The 14,975-nt window shown below is 60.4% G+C and carries 16 protein-coding genes and 1 tRNA gene; 11 read left to right on the top strand and 6 right to left on the bottom strand.

Annotated features, from left to right (window positions below):
* Position 1: 1 nt before the first annotated feature.
* Complete coding sequence (gene coaE, locus DHV10_RS10020; RefSeq protein ID WP_109486199.1) at positions 2–697, top strand: dephospho-CoA kinase; 696 nt, start codon at positions 2–4, stop codon at positions 695–697.
* Positions 698–793: 96 nt separating this feature from the next.
* On the top strand, positions 794–1,951 hold the full coding sequence (locus DHV10_RS10015; RefSeq protein ID WP_109486532.1) for a S1C family serine protease: 1,158 nt from the start codon (positions 794–796) through the stop codon (positions 1,949–1,951).
* Positions 1,952–2,214: 263 nt separating this feature from the next.
* Here DHV10_RS10015 and DHV10_RS10010 read toward each other — a convergent pair whose 3' ends face one another.
* Positions 2,215–2,493 (bottom strand): hypothetical protein, encoded by a 279-nt coding sequence (locus DHV10_RS10010; RefSeq protein WP_109486198.1) that lies wholly within the window; start codon positions 2,491–2,493, stop codon positions 2,215–2,217.
* A 274-nt stretch (positions 2,494–2,767) separates the two neighbouring features.
* Positions 2,768–3,490: a hypothetical protein gene (locus DHV10_RS10005; protein WP_109486197.1), complete on the bottom strand. Its 723-nt coding sequence runs from the start codon at positions 3,488–3,490 to the stop codon at positions 2,768–2,770.
* 58 nt (positions 3,491–3,548) lie between these two features.
* On the opposite strand from DHV10_RS10005, the gene DHV10_RS10000 reads away from it, so the two are divergent.
* Positions 3,549–4,796, top strand: coding sequence for a DUF711 family protein (locus DHV10_RS10000; protein ID WP_109486196.1), 1,248 nt, complete (start codon positions 3,549–3,551; stop codon positions 4,794–4,796).
* 14 nt (positions 4,797–4,810) lie between these two features.
* Here the strand turns inward: DHV10_RS10000 and purN are convergent, their stop codons facing one another.
* Together purN and purM are read right to left on the bottom strand one after the other, a co-directional pair.
* Complete coding sequence (gene purN, locus DHV10_RS09995; protein ID WP_109486195.1) at positions 4,811–5,449, bottom strand: phosphoribosylglycinamide formyltransferase; 639 nt, start codon at positions 5,447–5,449, stop codon at positions 4,811–4,813.
* A gap of 162 nt (positions 5,450–5,611) precedes the next feature.
* Complete coding sequence (purM, locus tag DHV10_RS09990; protein ID WP_109486194.1) at positions 5,612–6,685, bottom strand: phosphoribosylformylglycinamidine cyclo-ligase; 1,074 nt, start codon at positions 6,683–6,685, stop codon at positions 5,612–5,614.
* A 227-nt stretch (positions 6,686–6,912) separates the two neighbouring features.
* Here purM and hemL point away from each other — a divergent pair, with 227 nt between their 5' ends.
* Together hemL and DHV10_RS09980 are read left to right on the top strand one after the other, a co-directional pair.
* The gene (gene hemL, locus DHV10_RS09985) at positions 6,913–8,235 is read left to right on the top strand and encodes a glutamate-1-semialdehyde 2,1-aminomutase (RefSeq protein ID WP_109486193.1); all 1,323 of its coding nucleotides are present in this window, start codon (positions 6,913–6,915) and stop codon (positions 8,233–8,235) included.
* An 82-nt stretch (positions 8,236–8,317) separates the two neighbouring features.
* A complete protein-coding gene (locus DHV10_RS09980) occupies positions 8,318–8,992 on the top strand; it encodes a ferric reductase-like transmembrane domain-containing protein (RefSeq protein WP_162601389.1) in 675 nt (224 codons plus the stop codon).
* Positions 8,993–8,999: 7 nt separating this feature from the next.
* On the opposite strand, the gene DHV10_RS09975 is transcribed toward DHV10_RS09980, so the two are convergent.
* On the bottom strand, positions 9,000–9,743 hold the full coding sequence (locus tag DHV10_RS09975) for a polysaccharide deacetylase family protein (RefSeq protein ID WP_239461438.1): 744 nt from the start codon (positions 9,741–9,743) through the stop codon (positions 9,000–9,002).
* A gap of 141 nt (positions 9,744–9,884) precedes the next feature.
* Here DHV10_RS09975 and panB point away from each other — a divergent pair, with 141 nt between their 5' ends.
* From panB to DHV10_RS09945, 6 genes are all read left to right on the top strand, one after another.
* Entirely contained in the window at positions 9,885–10,808 is a 924-nt protein-coding gene (panB, locus tag DHV10_RS09970) for a 3-methyl-2-oxobutanoate hydroxymethyltransferase (protein WP_420818742.1), read from the top strand.
* Positions 10,808–11,656 (top strand): pantoate--beta-alanine ligase, encoded by an 849-nt coding sequence (panC, locus tag DHV10_RS09965; RefSeq protein ID WP_109486191.1) that lies wholly within the window; start codon positions 10,808–10,810, stop codon positions 11,654–11,656. The genes panB and panC overlap by 1 nt, the downstream gene beginning before the upstream one ends.
* 48 nt (positions 11,657–11,704) lie before the next feature.
* Entirely contained in the window at positions 11,705–12,604 is a 900-nt protein-coding gene (locus DHV10_RS09960) for an Fpg/Nei family DNA glycosylase (protein WP_109486190.1), read from the top strand.
* A gap of 178 nt (positions 12,605–12,782) precedes the next feature.
* Positions 12,783–12,869 (top strand) — tRNA-Leu (locus DHV10_RS09955).
* Positions 12,870–13,120: 251 nt separating this feature from the next.
* Positions 13,121–13,405, top strand: a complete 285-nt coding sequence (locus tag DHV10_RS09950) for a hypothetical protein (protein ID WP_109486189.1) — start codon at positions 13,121–13,123, stop codon at positions 13,403–13,405.
* A 123-nt stretch (positions 13,406–13,528) separates the two neighbouring features.
* Positions 13,529–13,723 carry a hypothetical protein gene (locus DHV10_RS09945; protein ID WP_162601388.1) on the top strand — a complete coding sequence of 65 codons (195 nt, stop codon included), beginning with the start codon at positions 13,529–13,531 and terminating at the stop codon, positions 13,721–13,723.
* 7 nt (positions 13,724–13,730) lie between these two features.
* On the opposite strand, the gene DHV10_RS09940 is transcribed toward DHV10_RS09945, so the two are convergent.
* Positions 13,731–14,921 (bottom strand): tetratricopeptide repeat protein, encoded by a 1,191-nt coding sequence (locus DHV10_RS09940; RefSeq protein WP_109486187.1) that lies wholly within the window; start codon positions 14,919–14,921, stop codon positions 13,731–13,733.
* Positions 14,922–14,975 lie beyond the last annotated feature (54 nt).

Here is a 14,975-nt window from a genome sequence, read left to right as displayed (position 1 = left end):
GATGCTGCGTGTCGGACTGACAGGCGGCCTCGGCAGCGGCAAGAGCACCGTTGCCCGGATGCTCCGTGAGCTTGGCGCCGACGTAATCGAGTCGGACGAGTTAGGCCGCACGCTCATGGAGCCAGGAAACGCGACTTACGATGAGATCGTCCGCGCCTTCGGGCCGGAGGTCGTGGGCGCCGATGGACGGCTCAACCGCCCGCGGCTCGCCGATCTCGCGTTCAGAGCAAACAGAGTTAAGGAGCTGAATGCAATCGTGCATCCAGCCGTGATCGAAGCTCAGGCCGAGTGGATGAAGCAGGTCTTCGCGCGCGATCCGGCCGCTGTCGCAGTTGTCGTCTCGGCGCTCATCTTTGAGGTCGAACGCGACGCGCGTGAAGGCGGTGCTGCAACTGCTGTCTACTCGGACCTGCGAAAACGCATCGACCGCATCATCCTCATCACCGCTCCTGATGAGGACAAGGTCTCGCGTTACGTGGGGCGCGTTTGCACGTGCGGAATGGGCATGGAGAAGGCCGAGGCCGACGCACGGGCGCGGCTCGCGCATCAGATCCCGGATCGAGACAAGATCGGGCGCGCCGATTACGTGATCGAGAATGCGTCCGATCTCGACTCGCTGCGATCGCAAATCGAGCAGCTATGGCTGAGGTTGAAGCAGGAGAGCAACTTAAACCTGCCCGGCGAGTCATTAAAATAGAGGCAGCATCAAACCAGCTGCGAGCCGTCGCGCCGCTCACACGGAACTGTATGGCGCCGGCGTCGTAACTGTATTGAAAGGTTCATGCAGAAGGCTATGAAACTGCGCCAGTTCGTTTTGATCGTTGCTCTGGTGGGTGGCTTCTGGTTCGCCACCACACACTTTCCGTCGGGATTGAATCATCTCGCACTGACCAGCGCCGGAAGATCGGGTTCGCCGCTCGAGTTGACCGAGGCGCATGCCGCTCCGCAATTTGACTCTGAAGAGCAGAACAACATTTCCGTCTACAAGCGCGTACTGCCGGCCGTGGTGAACATCACCTCGCGCGCAGTGATCATGAATTTCTTCTACGGAGCTGTTCCGCAGGAGGGCCAGGGCTCCGGCTTCATTCTCGACAAGGCAGGACACGTGCTTACCAACTTCCACGTGGTCGAGGGCGCGAACCGCGGCATCGAGGTGAAGCTGAGCAACAAGAGGAGCTTCAAGGCAAAGGTCATCGGCACGGATAAGATTCATGACCTTGCCTTGCTGCAGATCGACGCGCCGGACCTGCAGCCTGTAACACTGGCGGATTCGAGCCAACTCGCTGTGGGTGAGAAGGTCTATGCAATCGGCAATCCTTTTGGCCTGAGCGGCACCATGACGCAGGGCATCATCAGTTCCATTCGTTCTATCCGGAACGGAGACGGCGCGCCGATTGAGGATGCGATCCAGACAGACGCGGCCATCAATCCCGGCAACTCCGGAGGTCCGCTGTTGAATTCACGCGGCGAGGTAATCGGCATCAACACGATGATCGCTTCGAACGGCGCGGAGCAGAGTTCCGGCATCGGTTTCGCCATTCCCATCAACACGGCCAAGGCAGTTCTTTCGGACCTCACCCGCTATGGGCAGGTGCGGCGGCCTTCGCTCGGGATCGTTTCGTACGCAATCGGACCTGATCTTGCGCAACAGATCGGGCTTTCTGCAGATTCTGGAGTGCTGATCCAGAAGGTGGTTCCCGGCGGCGCGGCCGATCGAGCCGGACTGCGCGGAGGCAACGAACAAGCTTACGTAGGCAATGAGCCGGTAATGCTGGGCGGTGACCTGATCATCGCCATGGATGGACAGCAGATCACCGATCCGCAGGACATCGCGGTGGTCCTGGACAAGCATCAATCGGGCGACACCATCAGCGTGACAGTGATGCGTGGGCGCCGCCAGATGACCGTGAAGGTGACACTGGGTGAGGCGCGGACGCAGGTGAACACGTAAGGACGGGTTGTGAGTGATTTCTTTCGTTCAGCGGGGCATTCGATCTGGGGCACCAGCCCTCCCCCGGGGGGCTCAAAATTAATTTGACCGGAATTGGCCTTAAATTCTCTGCATTGAGGGTCTTGGGGGACGACCCGGGGCAAAACCCTCTCTCCATTAGGCTTAGTCGCAAGATCCTAGACAGAAAGGGCTTAGGTTCCGGCCATCCCCATCCAAATGGAGCCACGCGCCATTTGGATGGGGCCTGGGGTAATGCGCTCGAACTAAAACTTCACTCCCAGACTCGACAGGAAGTTCTTGACCTCGGGCCAGACGGCTTTGAGGTCACGGGCAGTCTGAATGTCCAGTGCGATGTTCAGCGGATTCGAAGCAGCGCCTGCCAGTTCGGCCATCGGCTTCTCGACGGCAGCGATCAACGTAGCCAGTGCAGCGACGACCTGCGGAGCAGCTTTCAGCGCTTTGTTGGCGCCCGTGAGCCATTTGAGAACATCCTCAGCACCAATCTCAATTCCCTTTTCGATATTGACGAGTATGTTTGCCATTGCAACGGTTCCTTTCAAGTAAAAAGCCGCACGGCGAGGCCAAGATCCGCTCGTTGCAGCGGCATCGGGACGCAGTGCGGCAACCCCGACACGCTCCCGCCGTCCGCGCAGGTTGGCGCAGATTCGTTCAGAAGCGGATGTCTGGGCTATAGATCCAGTTTAGAGATTTTGTCGAAATAGACTGCAAAACGACAAATAGGAATTTAACCCTTCAACATCAAGTGCTTGCGTCTATCTCTCCGGTCCCTCGGTATTGACCTGCCGAAGATGGAGATCAGCCGTGCGATACGAAGATGGGCGACGGTGAGTATCCGCTGAGCGCTGTTTTGAGCGCGCCGGCGAGGAAATGGCGGCGGTCGTTGGAGAGCATCGATCCGAACGCCATCGAGCGGGAGCCCTCGAGGCGGATGACACGCCCTGTGCGATTTGTATTCATGGAACTGAAGCCGAAGTCTTCTCCCACGGTTTTGAATTCGGAGAGGTTTCCGGTGCGCGTAATGCCGAATGGGCCAACTCCGGTGAAGATGGACAGCCTGTCGCCGTGGACGGATACGGTCACCCTGCCGACTGTCATCATCAGGCAGGACGAGACCAGGAAGCACGACCCGATCAGGAATGGAAGGCCGAAAAGGGACATGGGCAGATTGAAGTGCCCCTTGGCGATCTGCGTTCCGTAGATGCCGAACATGGATCCGCCAGCCCACACGCAGGTGAACGGCACCAGAAACAGAGCGGACCAGTTACGGGTACTGGCTCCGGCGGTAAAGCCGTCAGCCTCTGGCCTGTACCAGGCGCCCGACGGGGGAGAGTTGAGATCGACGGGGCCGGAGGGCGGAATGACCGCAGACATCAACGACGAAAGGATTGGACTGCTGGCCATCAGGACTTCGGAGGGGTGAAACGTGTTTCCGCATGAGCGGCACAGTGCCACATCGGTGGAGACGTTGATATCGTCTGTCGCAACTTTGGCGCGGCAGGTAGGACAGGTGATCTGCATGAAATTGGTGGAATTATGCCATAAGATTGGTCTCAATCCCCCGATCTGGAGGTTACCGATGAGGCGAATCTTCGCCCTCACTGCTGCTCTACTGCTCGCGTTTTCGCTCTCCGCACAGAAACCCTCGACCCCGGCCCCCACAGTCAAACCCAAGGTGCGGGCAATTACCGGATTTGTGCGGCTTGAACGGGTGGGATGGGAAAAGCAGATCGCCGAAGCGCTGGTCGTATTGCGGAAGGCAAAGAAGGAGTTCGAGTCGGCCGGGTACCAGGTGGAGAGCGTGAGGATCGTAACGCAGCCAGTGGGCGAATTGATCGCCGGGTTGTCGGAGGACGATGCCGTTGCGCTGTTGAAGAAGATCGACGAGTTCTCGGCGAAGGAGAACTTCCTGCCAAACGTGGGGCCGGGAATGATGCAGGATACGGATGATCCCGCGCCGATGAGGGTACTGGAGCGGGTGCTGTCGACTCTGCCGAACATCGAAGCGAGCGCGATCATCGCAGATGATTCCGGTATCCATTGGAAGACGATCAAACGAAGCGCGGAACTGGTGAAGTTCGTGGCCGAGCACAGCGTTCGCGCTCAGGGAACATTCAACTTCACGGCAACCGCAATGCTGAAGCCGCTCGGGCCGTTCTATCCGGGGGCGTACCACACCGGTGGAGGAAGACAGTTCGCGATTGGGTTTGAGGGAGCAGGCGTGGTAGCTGAAGTGTTCGCACGCGACAAGGGCGATCCGGATGTGGCGACTACCGAGCTGGCAGCCGCGCTGACGAAGCACGCGCGCGTGGCGGATGGAATTGGGAGCCGGGTTGCGGCGCAAACGGGTTGGGAGTTCGTGGGCGTTGATCCGACGCCGGCGCCTCTGGGTGATGTGTCGATTGCGACGGCGATTGAGAACTACACCGGCGCGAAGTTCGGCTCGAGTGGAACTCTCACTGCCGCACGCATCATTACGGCGGCCGTGAAATCGGTACCGGTGAAGCAGATTGGCTACTCAGGGCTGATGGTGCCGGTGATGGAAGACAAGGTGATGGCGCAGCGCTGGGCAGAAGGAACGTTCAACGTCGATTCTCTGCTCGCGTATTCCTCTGTTTGCGGAACGGGGCTTGACACCATTCCTCTGCCCGGCGATATCAGCGTTGAACAGATGCAGCGAATGTTCGGCGACGTAGCTTCGCTCGCAGTGAAGTGGAACAAGCCGCTGTCGGCCAGGCTACAGCCGGTGCCGGGGAAGAAGGCTGGGGAGATGACGGAGTACCAGGATCCGTTCTTATTCAATACGGTGATACACGCTGCGCCGTAGGATCTCTATGAGGATCAGGCTGTCGCGCGCTTGATGTAGCGGCGGCCCTGAATTTCATATTCGCCGCCTGCGACGCGGGAGACGGCTTCGGTGTAGGCGATGTGTTCTTCGACGAGAATGCGCTCGGAGAGGGAATGCGCGTCGTCTGACTCGAGCACCGGGATCGCGCGCTGCAGAATGATGGCGCCGTGGTCGAGGTGCTCGTCAACGAAATGTACGGTGCAGCCGGCGACCTTTACGCCGTAGTCGAATGCCTGCTGCTGTGCGTCGAGGCCTGGGAAGGCCGGGAGCAGCGAGGGGTGAATGTTGAGAATGCGGTTGGGGAAGGCGGCGATGAAGCCGGGCGAGAGCAGGCGCATGTATCCGGCCAGGCATACGAGATCGACGTTGTAATCGCGAAGACAGGAAATGAGATCGGCATCGTGGTCGGCGCGGGGACGGGCTTTTGAGACGTAGAGGGCGGTGGGGAGTCCGAGGTCTTTTGCGGCGGAGAGGCCGGGGGCGTCTGCGACGTTGGAGATGACGACGGCGATTTCGACGTTGGGGAGTTTGCCTTCACGAATGTTGCGGGCGATGGCCAGGAAGTTGGAGCCGCGGCCGGAGAGGAGGATTCCAAGGCGGAGGGGTTGATTCGGGTTGGGTGTCGTTCCCATTCAGATCAAGATAAAAAGCTGATTGGTTTCCCAGGTCTGAGAAGCGAGGCCCGGGGCACCTAGCTGGTAGAAGAACAACTGCAGATACTTCGGCTCACCACTCCCAGAACTGAAGAAAACGTTCGGGGCCCCGTTCGCTCAGGATGACAGCCCCCAGTGGGGCTACGTGTATTGCACGCGCTTTTCGCCTTTGACGATGCGGCCGATGACGAAGAATTTTTCTTCGGCGCGGTCGAGGAGGGCTTTGGCGCGGGTGAACTTGGCTGCCGGGATGACGGCGATGAGCCCGACGCCCATGTTGAAGGTGCGCATCATCTCGTCCTGCGAGACCTGGCCCAGTTCCCGGAGGTGCTCGAAAATGGGCAACACGGGCCATGAGCCGAGCTCGACCTGAGCGGCGGTTCCCTTGGGCAGAATGCGCGGCAGGTTTTCGGTGATGCCGCCACCTGTGATGTGTGCCATGCCGTTGGTGAGTCCCGCAGCGACGAGCTTCTGGATTACATGGAGATAGCTGCGGTGCGTCTTCATCAGCGCTGCCCCAGCCTTTTCCTTGATTGCTGTCACGTACTGCGAGGCCTTGTAGCCGGCGACTTCGAAGAGAAGCTTGCGCGCCAGTGAGTAGCCGTTGGTGTGGAGGCCAGTGGAGGGGAATCCGATAAGGACGTCACCGGCTTTGATCTCGGCTCCGGTAACGAGTTTGTCGCGATCGACGGCGCCAACGATGAATCCGGCGAGGTCGTACTCGCCTTCCTGGTAGAAGCCGGGCATCTGGGCGGTCTCGCCGCCGATGAGGGCGCATCCGTTAGCGCGGCAGGCCTCGGCGAGGCCGGAGACGACGGCTTCGGTGACTTCGGGGTCGAGCTTGCCGCTGGCGAAGTAATCGAGGAAGAAGAGCGGGGTTGCTCCCTGGACGGCGATGTCGTTGACGCAGTGGTTGACCAGATCGCCACCCACGCTGGAGTGGAGGCCCAATTCGAAGGCGATCTTCAGCTTGGTCCCGACGCCGTCGGCTGAGCTGACGAGGATGGGGCTTTTGAACTTCTGGAGGTCGAGTCGGTAAAGGGCTCCGAAGCCGCCGATTCCGCCTAAGACGTTGCGAGTGAAGGTCTTCTGCGCGAGATACTTGATGCGGTCTTTGGCGCGATCGCCGCGGGTGATATCGACGCCGGCGTCCGCATACGTGACGGGCTGAGTGGCGGCAGGCTTGCCGGCTTTCGCTTTGGATTCTTCGGGCACTTCACGGCCTCTTCACTCCCCGAGGGCTCCGGCTGGCGCCGGCGATTGGCCCGGGGCTGGGATTTGTTTCCGAAAGAAATCTGCGTCGGAAAGGTCGATTCTAACAGGGCAACAGGGCTCCAATTTGTGAGTCCCGAGCTGGCCGCATGTTCAAAATGTGGAGAACCGAAGGGCCGGGTGACGCACGACATTCGCGAGTTTGAAAGGACTTCTATACTGAGGTCAGCATGAGCACGAAGGCCACCAACCTGTCTCTTTCCCGAGTACACACCCGATCGCTGGAGTTGCAACGGCGCGCAGAGCGCTTCTTCCCGGGCGGGGTGAACTCGCCGGTGCGGGCGTTTCGCGCGGTGGGTGGAGCCCCGCCGTTTGTAGAGCGCGCCGAGGGCGCGTACGTGGTGGATGCGGACGGGAACCGCTACATCGACTACGTAGGCTCGTGGGGGCCGATGATCCTGGGGCACGCGTTTCCGCCGGTGGTTGAGGTGATCGAACGGACAGCGAAAAGTTCGGCGAGCTTTGGGGCTTCGACGGCTGCCGAGGCGGAGCTGGCAGAGCGGGTCATTCAGTGCTATCCGGCGATCGAGAAGATGCGGTTTGTCAGCTCCGGGACCGAGGCGACGATGTCGGCGATCCGGCTGGCGCGGGCGGCGACAGGGCGAAAGATCATCGTCAAGTTCGAAGGCTGCTATCACGGGCACGCGGACGGCCTGCTGGTGAAGGCTGGATCGGGCGTAGCGACGTTTGGGATTCCGGGGTCGGCCGGGGTGCCGGAGGAGATCGCGGGGCTGACGCATCCGCTGCCGTATAACGACCTGGCGGAACTGGAGGCGGCGTTCGATGCGCATCCGGATGAGATTGCGGCGGTAATTCTGGAGCCGGTGGTTGGGAATGCTGGTTGCATTGCGCCTGCGCCGGGGTTTCTGTCCGGCGTGCGGGAACTGACACGGCGCGAAGGCGCGCTGATGATTGTCGACGAGGTGATGACGGGCTTTCGCGTGGCGCTGGGCGGGGCTTGTGAGTTGTACTCGCTCGATCCGGACCTGGTGACGCTGGGAAAGATTGTGGGAGGCGGGCTGCCGGTGGGCGTCTTCGGCGGCAAGCGGAAGTATATGGACATGCTGGCGCCGCTGGGGCCGGTGTACCAGGCGGGAACGCTGAGCGGGAATCCGCTGGCGATGGCGGCGGGGCTTGCGACGGTGGGGTATCTGCTGGAGCATGCGGACGAGGTTTACCCGAAACTGGAGAAGACGGCGAAGGCCATCGCTGACGGAGTAGCCGCGGAAGCGGAGAAGGCCGGGGTCGCGCTGAGAACCAATCGAGTAGGTTCGATGTGGACGTGGTTTTTCACGGATGGGCCGGTGCGAAACTACGACGAGGCAGCGAAGTCGGATACGGCGGCATTTGGGAAGTTTCATCGGGCGATGCTCGATCGCGGCGTGTGGCTGCCGCCGTCGCAATTCGAAGCTGCGTTTCTAGGCACGACGCACGGTGAGGCTGAAGTGGAGACGACGACCAGTGCGGCCCGCGAGGCGTTTCGGGCTACGTAGATGTCAACATCATGGTCTCCCAGGTCTCAAAATCGAGACCTGGGGCACCCGGCAGTGTTGATGTTCCGAGGAGTTTTCCGAATTGAATTCTGTTTCTACTGCGCCGAGGTGGCGTGGACGTCTGCTGCCTAGAATCTGGCGGCATCATCTGCCGCTCTTCCTCGTGTCGTTCATCAGTGTGGCTGTGCTTTACCAGACGCGGCCGTATCCGGATGTGCTGAGCAGGGCGAGCTTTGCGACGGCATACCCGGCGCTGGCGCTGCTGGCGATCACGCTACTGATCGGGCCATGGAATTTGCTGGTGCGCAGGCCAAATCCAGTGTCGAGCGATCTTCGCCGCGACATCGGGATATGGGCTGGGCTGCTAGGGGTGCTGCACGCGGGCGTGGGGCAGTGCGTTCACCTGCGGGGACGTCCGTGGCTCTATTACGTGTATGGGCCGGGTGAACATCATCACGGGATGCGGCACGATCTGTTCGGGCTCGCGAATTACACCGGCGCACTGGGAACTCTCTTGCTGATCGCGCTGCTCGCTACATCGAATGATGTTTCGCTGCGCAGATTGGGAACGCGAAAGTGGAAGCAGCTCCAGCGGTGGAACTATGCGGTGTTTGTGCTGGTGGCAGTGCACTCGTTCGCGTTTCAGGGAGTGGAGACGCAGAAGATGCAGTGGGTGATTACGGTTGCGTTGTGTGTAGGCGCCGCGCTCGCATTGCAGATTGCCGGAGTTGCGAAACACTCTTCGGCCCGCGCTTAGCCAGACCCTACTGCTGCCACGCGTCGAGAGTCACGAAGGTATGAGAGCCGGCATAGCGCTCCAGCAGTTGCTGCGTTGCGGATACCGACGGGCCGCGATCTGCACCGAGCTTGCGATGGTTGCCGTCGTGCAGGACGATGTTGCTGGCGTAACCTCGGCGCTGGTTGCGGTCGATCTTGTTCATCAAATTCGTTGCAATCGTGTCGGCGGAGGTCTCGCTCCAGTCGCTTGTCATCGCATTCCAGGTGACCGGAATCAAACCGAGTTGCCGCGCCAGCTTCAGAACATAGGGCCGCCGGGCTCCGAATGGCGGACGGAAGAAGCGGGCAGGCTTGCCGGTGATCTGGGAAAGAATGTCGTTGGTGCGGGTCAGCTCTTCAAGCACCTTGGCATCGGAGACGGCGGTGAGCTTGGGGTGACTCCAGGTGTGGTTTCCGATCAGGTGGCCGGCCTCCAAGACCCGCCGCGCCAGATCTCGCTCAGCTTTCACAAAGCTGCCCATCATGAAGAAGGTTGCGCGGACATTGTGTTCCGCAAGAATCTCCAGCAAGCGCGGAGTCCAGGCAGGATTGGGGCCGTCGTCGTAGGTGAGGGCAAGCTCGCGAGGACGGCGCGGCGCAATGAGCGTACGGCCGAAGAGCTGGGAACCCGGCCAGCGGGCAGCATAGGTATATCCGCCGATGCCGAGCCCTACCGTGGCGCCAGCGACACCGAGCCCGCCGTAAATGCCCGCCATCCAATGAGAAAGCATTGCTCCCAATAGTGTGCGTCTGCGAGTGCCCGGACAGCAAGACAAGTGTGACGAGCCGTAACGGACGCGGAGAGCTCGCGGGAGTATACTGAGCCTGTTCGGGCTGCATCTTGAGCACTGCGGAGCGGCACTGGAGACAACGTGAGCCTTACCAACTTCCCCGGAAGCGCGAATTCTTCGCCCCTCGACCCTTCCATCACAAAAGTGACGATTCCTGCGCTGGCAGAGATGAAGCGCCAGGGCAAGCCGATCTCCGCGCTTACTGCCTACGACTACGCAACTGCGCGCCTCGTGGACGAAGCCGGCATCGATCTGGTGCTCGTCGGCGACTCGCTCGCCATGGTTGTGATGGGCCAGGACAACACATTGGCAGTCACGGTAGACGAAATGCTGCACCACACGCGTGCGGTTCGGCGCGCGGTACGACGGGCACTGGTTGTCGCTGATATGCCCTTTGGCAGTTACCACGGGACAGTAACGGAAGGTGTCGCAAATGCAGTGCGCTTCATCAAAGAAGCCGGCGCCGAGGCAGTGAAAATCGAAGGCCCTCGCGTTGCGCTGGTGCAGGCGCTCACCGACGCGGAGATCCCGGTCATCGGACACCTTGGCCTTACTCCTCAGAGCGTGCATCGCATGGGCGGCTATCGTGTTCAGGCCAAAACGCTGGATGCGGTGCAGCAGATCAAGGCAGATGCCAAGTCGCTGGAAGAGGCTGGAGCGGGCGTGCTGGTGCTCGAAGGCATACCGCGTGAAGTAGCCGCGGAAATTACAGCGGAGCTGACGATTCCGACTATCGGGATTGGCGCAGGGCCAGAGTGCGACGGGCAGATTCTGGTTTTTCACGACATGGTCAACCTGAGCTTCGCGCCCAAGGCGAAGTTTGCACGGCGCTACGCGGACGCGGCATCGCTGTTCCGGGCTGCCATCGACCACTATCGCGAGGACGTGGAGCATCGCGCGTTTCCTTCGGACGAAGAGAGCTATCATCTGTCTTCTTCAGTGAAGAAGGAACTGCAAGCCGAGCGATCTACAGTGGAACCAATCAAGCATTTGCGCAAGGCATAATGCAGATCCTGCACACAGTGGACGAACTGCGGGCGTGGAGCCGCGGCTTGCGATGCAAGGGCGCCGGAATGATCGGCCTGGTTCCCACGATGGGCGCCCTGCATGAGGGACATGCATCGCTCATCCGTGCAGCCGAGCAGCAGTGCCGGGGGCGCGTTGCGGTGAGCATCTTTGTAAACCCGACACAGTTCGGTCCGAATGAGGATTTCGCGCGATATCCCCGGACGTTTGGTGCGGACTGCGAGATCGCGGAGCGCGCGGGCGCAAACGTGATTTTCGCGCCTGGCGTGGAAGAAATGTATCCCGCCGGAGCGGCAACCTTCGTCGATGTCGAGGGTTTGAGCGAACGTCTCGATGGCCAGTCGCGTCCCGGGCATTTCCGCGGAGTTGCAACCGTCGTCGCGAAATTGCTGATCGCCGCCGAACCAGATCTTGCGTTCTTCGGTCAAAAAGACGCGGCGCAAGTCGCGGTGCTACGAAAGCTCGTTGCGGACTTGCGTCTCGGAACCAGGCTTGTAGTCTGCCCCATCGTTCGCGAGCCCGATGGCCTGGCCATGAGCTCACGAAACGTCTACCTCAGCGCCGAGGAGCGGAAGCAGGCTCTGGCGCTGTGCCGCGCTGTGCGATGCGTCGAGCAAATGAGGTCGAACGGCCAACGAGCGGCGCCTTCGCTCGTCGAGGCGGCCCGCAAAATTTTTGCTGAAGAGCCGGCTGTCCGCGTGGACTACGTTGAGCTGGTGAACTGGGAGACGCTGCTGCCGACGAATACGGCGGGGCCGGGTACGTTGTTTGCCGTAGCGGCGTGGGTTGGGGATACGCGGCTGATCGATAACACGATCCTGAAATAAACGAAAACGCATTGCACAAAGCCGCCGGGTCCATGCACTCTGAATGGAATGCCCGAGCTGCCCGATATCTCCGCATACATCACGGCGCTCGCAGCCCGCATTCTCGGGCAAACGCTGGACCGCGTGCGCCTTGGCTCGGTCTTTCTGCTGCGCAGCGTCGATCCGCCGTTGAATGCCGCAGAAGGCAAGACGGTTCGCGAACTCCGCCGTGTCGGAAAACGGATCGCGTTCGGTCTCGGTGAAGACATCTGGCTGGTGCTGCACCTCATGATCGCCGGACGGCTCCACTGGAAACCCGCCGGAGCAAAGCTGGCCGGACGAAACGCGCTCGCAGCATTCGATTTTCCGAACGGATCGCTGACGCTAACCGAGGCGGGATCAAAACGACGCGCATCCCTTTACGTGGTCCGCGGCGAGGACGCCCTTCGCGCCATGGACCCTGGCGGGGTGGAGATTTTCGAAACAGACCTCGAAGGCTTTCGCGCCGCGCTTTCCGCGGAGAACCGGACCCTCAAGCGCGCGCTGACCGATCCGCGGCTGATCAGCGGAGTGGGTAACGCCTATTCCGACGAGATTTTGCATTCTGCCCAACTCTCCCCGGTTACGCTCACCCAGAAGCTCAAGCCGGAAGAGTGGGAGCGCCTCTTCAACTCGACCCGCACCGTAATGACGGAGTGGATGGAACGGCTCGACGCGGAAGCAAGAAAGAGTTTTCCGGAGAAGGTCACAGCCTTCCGGCCCGAGATGGCCGTTCATGGACGCTTCAACCTGCCATGCCCGCGATGCGGCGAGAAGATTCAACGCATCCGCTACGCCGATAACGAGACTAACTACTGCGCCAAATGCCAGACCGGCGGCAAGGTTCTTGCCGACCGCAGCCTCTCCCGCCTGCTCGGCGCAGACTGGCCGCGAACGCTCGACGAACTGGAAGCATTGAAGCGCAAGTAGAGACGCCTGGGCCTGCAAGCGGCTGCTCGGCAGCGACTTAGATTTGAGCTGTACATGCGCTGCGTTCCGATCGAAGGGCCTAAGCCGACTCCCACCAGCTAATTTGACACGAGCCGTTCGTTTTGCGAGACTCGAAGTTGCTGCCGATCTGACGGATAGCGTCAGATTTGTGTCCCGTGCCGAAGTGGCGGAATTGGCAGACGCGCGTGGTTCAGGTCCACGTACTCGCAAGGGTGTGGGGGTTCGAGTCCCTTCTTCGGCACCAATCTTCCGCAGCATCTTCCAAAGCCCTATCTGAAATCACCCTGAGGCTGCGGAGACCTGCGCAAATTCGAGAGATCTCCGCCTTCGATTAGAAGCCGAAGGTATACGGCGTATCCGGTGGAATGAACCTCGATTTCCTGGCCGGCTACAGTGTGGTTGAACTCTTGTCGGAACGACCGGCCCGAATAACCTCCTTCACGCAGACAATCACTTCCGATAGCCTGAAATCCGCAATTGAGCTGAGGGGAGCCGATGACAAAGCTGATCTGGAAGTGGGCACGGCGCACAGTCGTGGCGGTCATCGCAGCCTTCATTGCGCTTTATCTGGGGGACATGGCTGTCTACTCGATGCGCGGCAGCCCTCAAGGCCGCGTGCACGTGAATCAGACCATCATCGTTCCACTGAAGGGCAACAAGCAGGAGTACGACTACCTCGGGGCAAGCGACGTCCCCTGCTCGGTGTCGATCTTTTCGCAAGGCGGCGAGGACGCGTGCTGGATTTTACGCCGCAATCAAAACAAAGCTACGAAGATGTAGCCGGCACTCCGGCAGCTACTCGATTGGCTGCTCACACTAGACCGTGACTTCGATCACGCGCCGTCTTGAAGAATCGTGCATACCATCTAGAAACTCGGGCCACTCCGCTCGATGGATTCGCTTATGTACAGCCGGACTCAGAACGACAACGGAACCTTCAACACCATGTGTCTCGATTGTCTGCGCACGATCGCTAGGTCAGTGGAGAACGAGACAGATCTCGAGCTGCTCGAGATGAGACATGTTTGCCCGGAGAAGGCTCTGATGCGTCTCGTCTCCGCGAAGAAGAATTCCGAGCGCCACGGCAGGGTCTGCTGAACCGCCATTACTTCGGATCCGGGGGGGCTACCGGTTCGGGCGATGGCGGAGCGGCTTGCGAGCCTCCGATCTTCTTGTAGAGTTCCTGATTCGCGGTTCTCGTAATAGAGCTGGCCTTGTCGAGTTCGGCTTTCGCCTCTTCCTTCTTTCCCATCGCGCGGTAGAGCCTGCCAAGGCGCCAGTGCACGTTCACGTCTTCCGGTGTGAGCTTTTCCGCCGTCAGAAACTCCCGCAGCGCGTCTTCATTGCGCCCGTCATTCGCGGCCACGATTCCAAGGTCAAGATGAGCGAGGCCGAGCGCGGGTTCGATCTTCACGGCCTGCTGCAAAAGCGGGGCCGCTTCCGCGTATTGGTTCATCTGGACATGGGAATCGGCGATGTAGAGCAGCGACTGCGCGTGGTTCGGATCGATCGCCAGTTCCGCCTTCAGCTCTGCGATCGCTTCGGGATACTGCTTCTGCGTCCATAACAGATATCCCAGGCCGAAGTGAGCGTTCGGCTGATTGGGCTTGGCCTTGACGGCTTTGCGGAACATCTCGATCGCCGCCGGCGTGTCTTTCATCTCGTCGAGCGCTTCGCCGGCCAGCATGTCGGCTTCGGCGGAATCCGGATCGAGCGCGAGGATCTCTTTGTAGACCTCCATCACCTTGCTGTACTGCTTCGACCAGAGCAGGCTGTGCGCGAGCGCCATTCGGATGGGCAGGTTCTGCGGATCGGCATCGGCAGCAGTTCTCAGGTATGGCGACGCCTCGGCAAACTGACCCACACCGTAGTGAGCCATTCCGAGCAGGATCTTGTAGCGCAATGCCTCTGGAGAGTTCGCCGGAGCCGACTTGAGCAAGATGTTGAACTGAGGAATGGCGCCTTTCAGATCGCCGGCCTTGAAGAGCGCGAGAGCCAGGTTCAGGCGGAGTCCAGGGAATCCAGGGCTGAGCTGAAGGGCCTTACGATACAGAGGAACCGCTTCCTTGTAGTGCTCCTGTCGCGCTTCAAGCAGGCCCAGATGCGCGTAGGGCTCGGCGAGCGTGGGATGTGTTTTAAGGTAGCCTCGCCAGGCTTCTTCCGATTGCGCGATGCTGCCCTGCTCTTCGAATGCGATAGCGGATTGCCGGAGTTTCTCCGATTGCGCCCCAGCTTGACCGTACAGCGATGTTGCGGCAAGGAGCACGACAACAGCCCAAGTTGATGCGAGCTTCACTCGTCTACCTTCTCACTGACCCCAGCAATTCTCGCGGGCTTCATTCATGAAGGG

Source organism: Occallatibacter savannae, assembly GCF_003131205.1.
Lineage (GTDB): Bacteria > Acidobacteriota > Terriglobia > Terriglobales > Acidobacteriaceae > Telmatobacter > Telmatobacter savannae.
The sequence above is the reverse complement of the archived record's forward strand: the minus strand, read 5'-3'. Positions and strand labels throughout refer to the sequence as shown.

Bases quoted from the DNA above. Each gene is read 5' to 3' on its own strand.
- coaE (WP_109486199.1), top strand. From the start codon at position 2: ATGCTGCGTGTCGGACTGACAGGCGGCCTCGGCAGCGGCAAGAGCACC.
- DHV10_RS10015 (WP_109486532.1), top strand. From the start codon at position 794: ATGAAACTGCGCCAGTTCGTTTTGATCGTTGCTCTGGTGGGTGGCTTC.
- DHV10_RS10010 (WP_109486198.1), bottom strand. From the start codon at position 2,493: ATGGCAAACATACTCGTCAATATCGAAAAGGGAATTGAGATTGGTGCT.
- DHV10_RS10005 (WP_109486197.1), bottom strand. From the start codon at position 3,490: ATGCAGATCACCTGTCCTACCTGCCGCGCCAAAGTTGCGACAGACGAT.
- DHV10_RS10000 (WP_109486196.1), top strand. From the start codon at position 3,549: ATGAGGCGAATCTTCGCCCTCACTGCTGCTCTACTGCTCGCGTTTTCG.
- purN (WP_109486195.1), bottom strand. From the start codon at position 5,449: ATGGGAACGACACCCAACCCGAATCAACCCCTCCGCCTTGGAATCCTC.
- hemL (WP_109486193.1), top strand. From the start codon at position 6,913: ATGAGCACGAAGGCCACCAACCTGTCTCTTTCCCGAGTACACACCCGA.
- DHV10_RS09975 (WP_239461438.1), bottom strand. From the start codon at position 9,743: ATGCTTTCTCATTGGATGGCGGGCATTTACGGCGGGCTCGGTGTCGCT.
- panC (WP_109486191.1), top strand. From the start codon at position 10,808: ATGCAGATCCTGCACACAGTGGACGAACTGCGGGCGTGGAGCCGCGGC.
- DHV10_RS09960 (WP_109486190.1), top strand. From the start codon at position 11,705: ATGCCCGAGCTGCCCGATATCTCCGCATACATCACGGCGCTCGCAGCC.
- DHV10_RS09950 (WP_109486189.1), top strand. From the start codon at position 13,121: ATGACAAAGCTGATCTGGAAGTGGGCACGGCGCACAGTCGTGGCGGTC.
- DHV10_RS09945 (WP_162601388.1), top strand. From the start codon at position 13,529: ATGTACAGCCGGACTCAGAACGACAACGGAACCTTCAACACCATGTGT.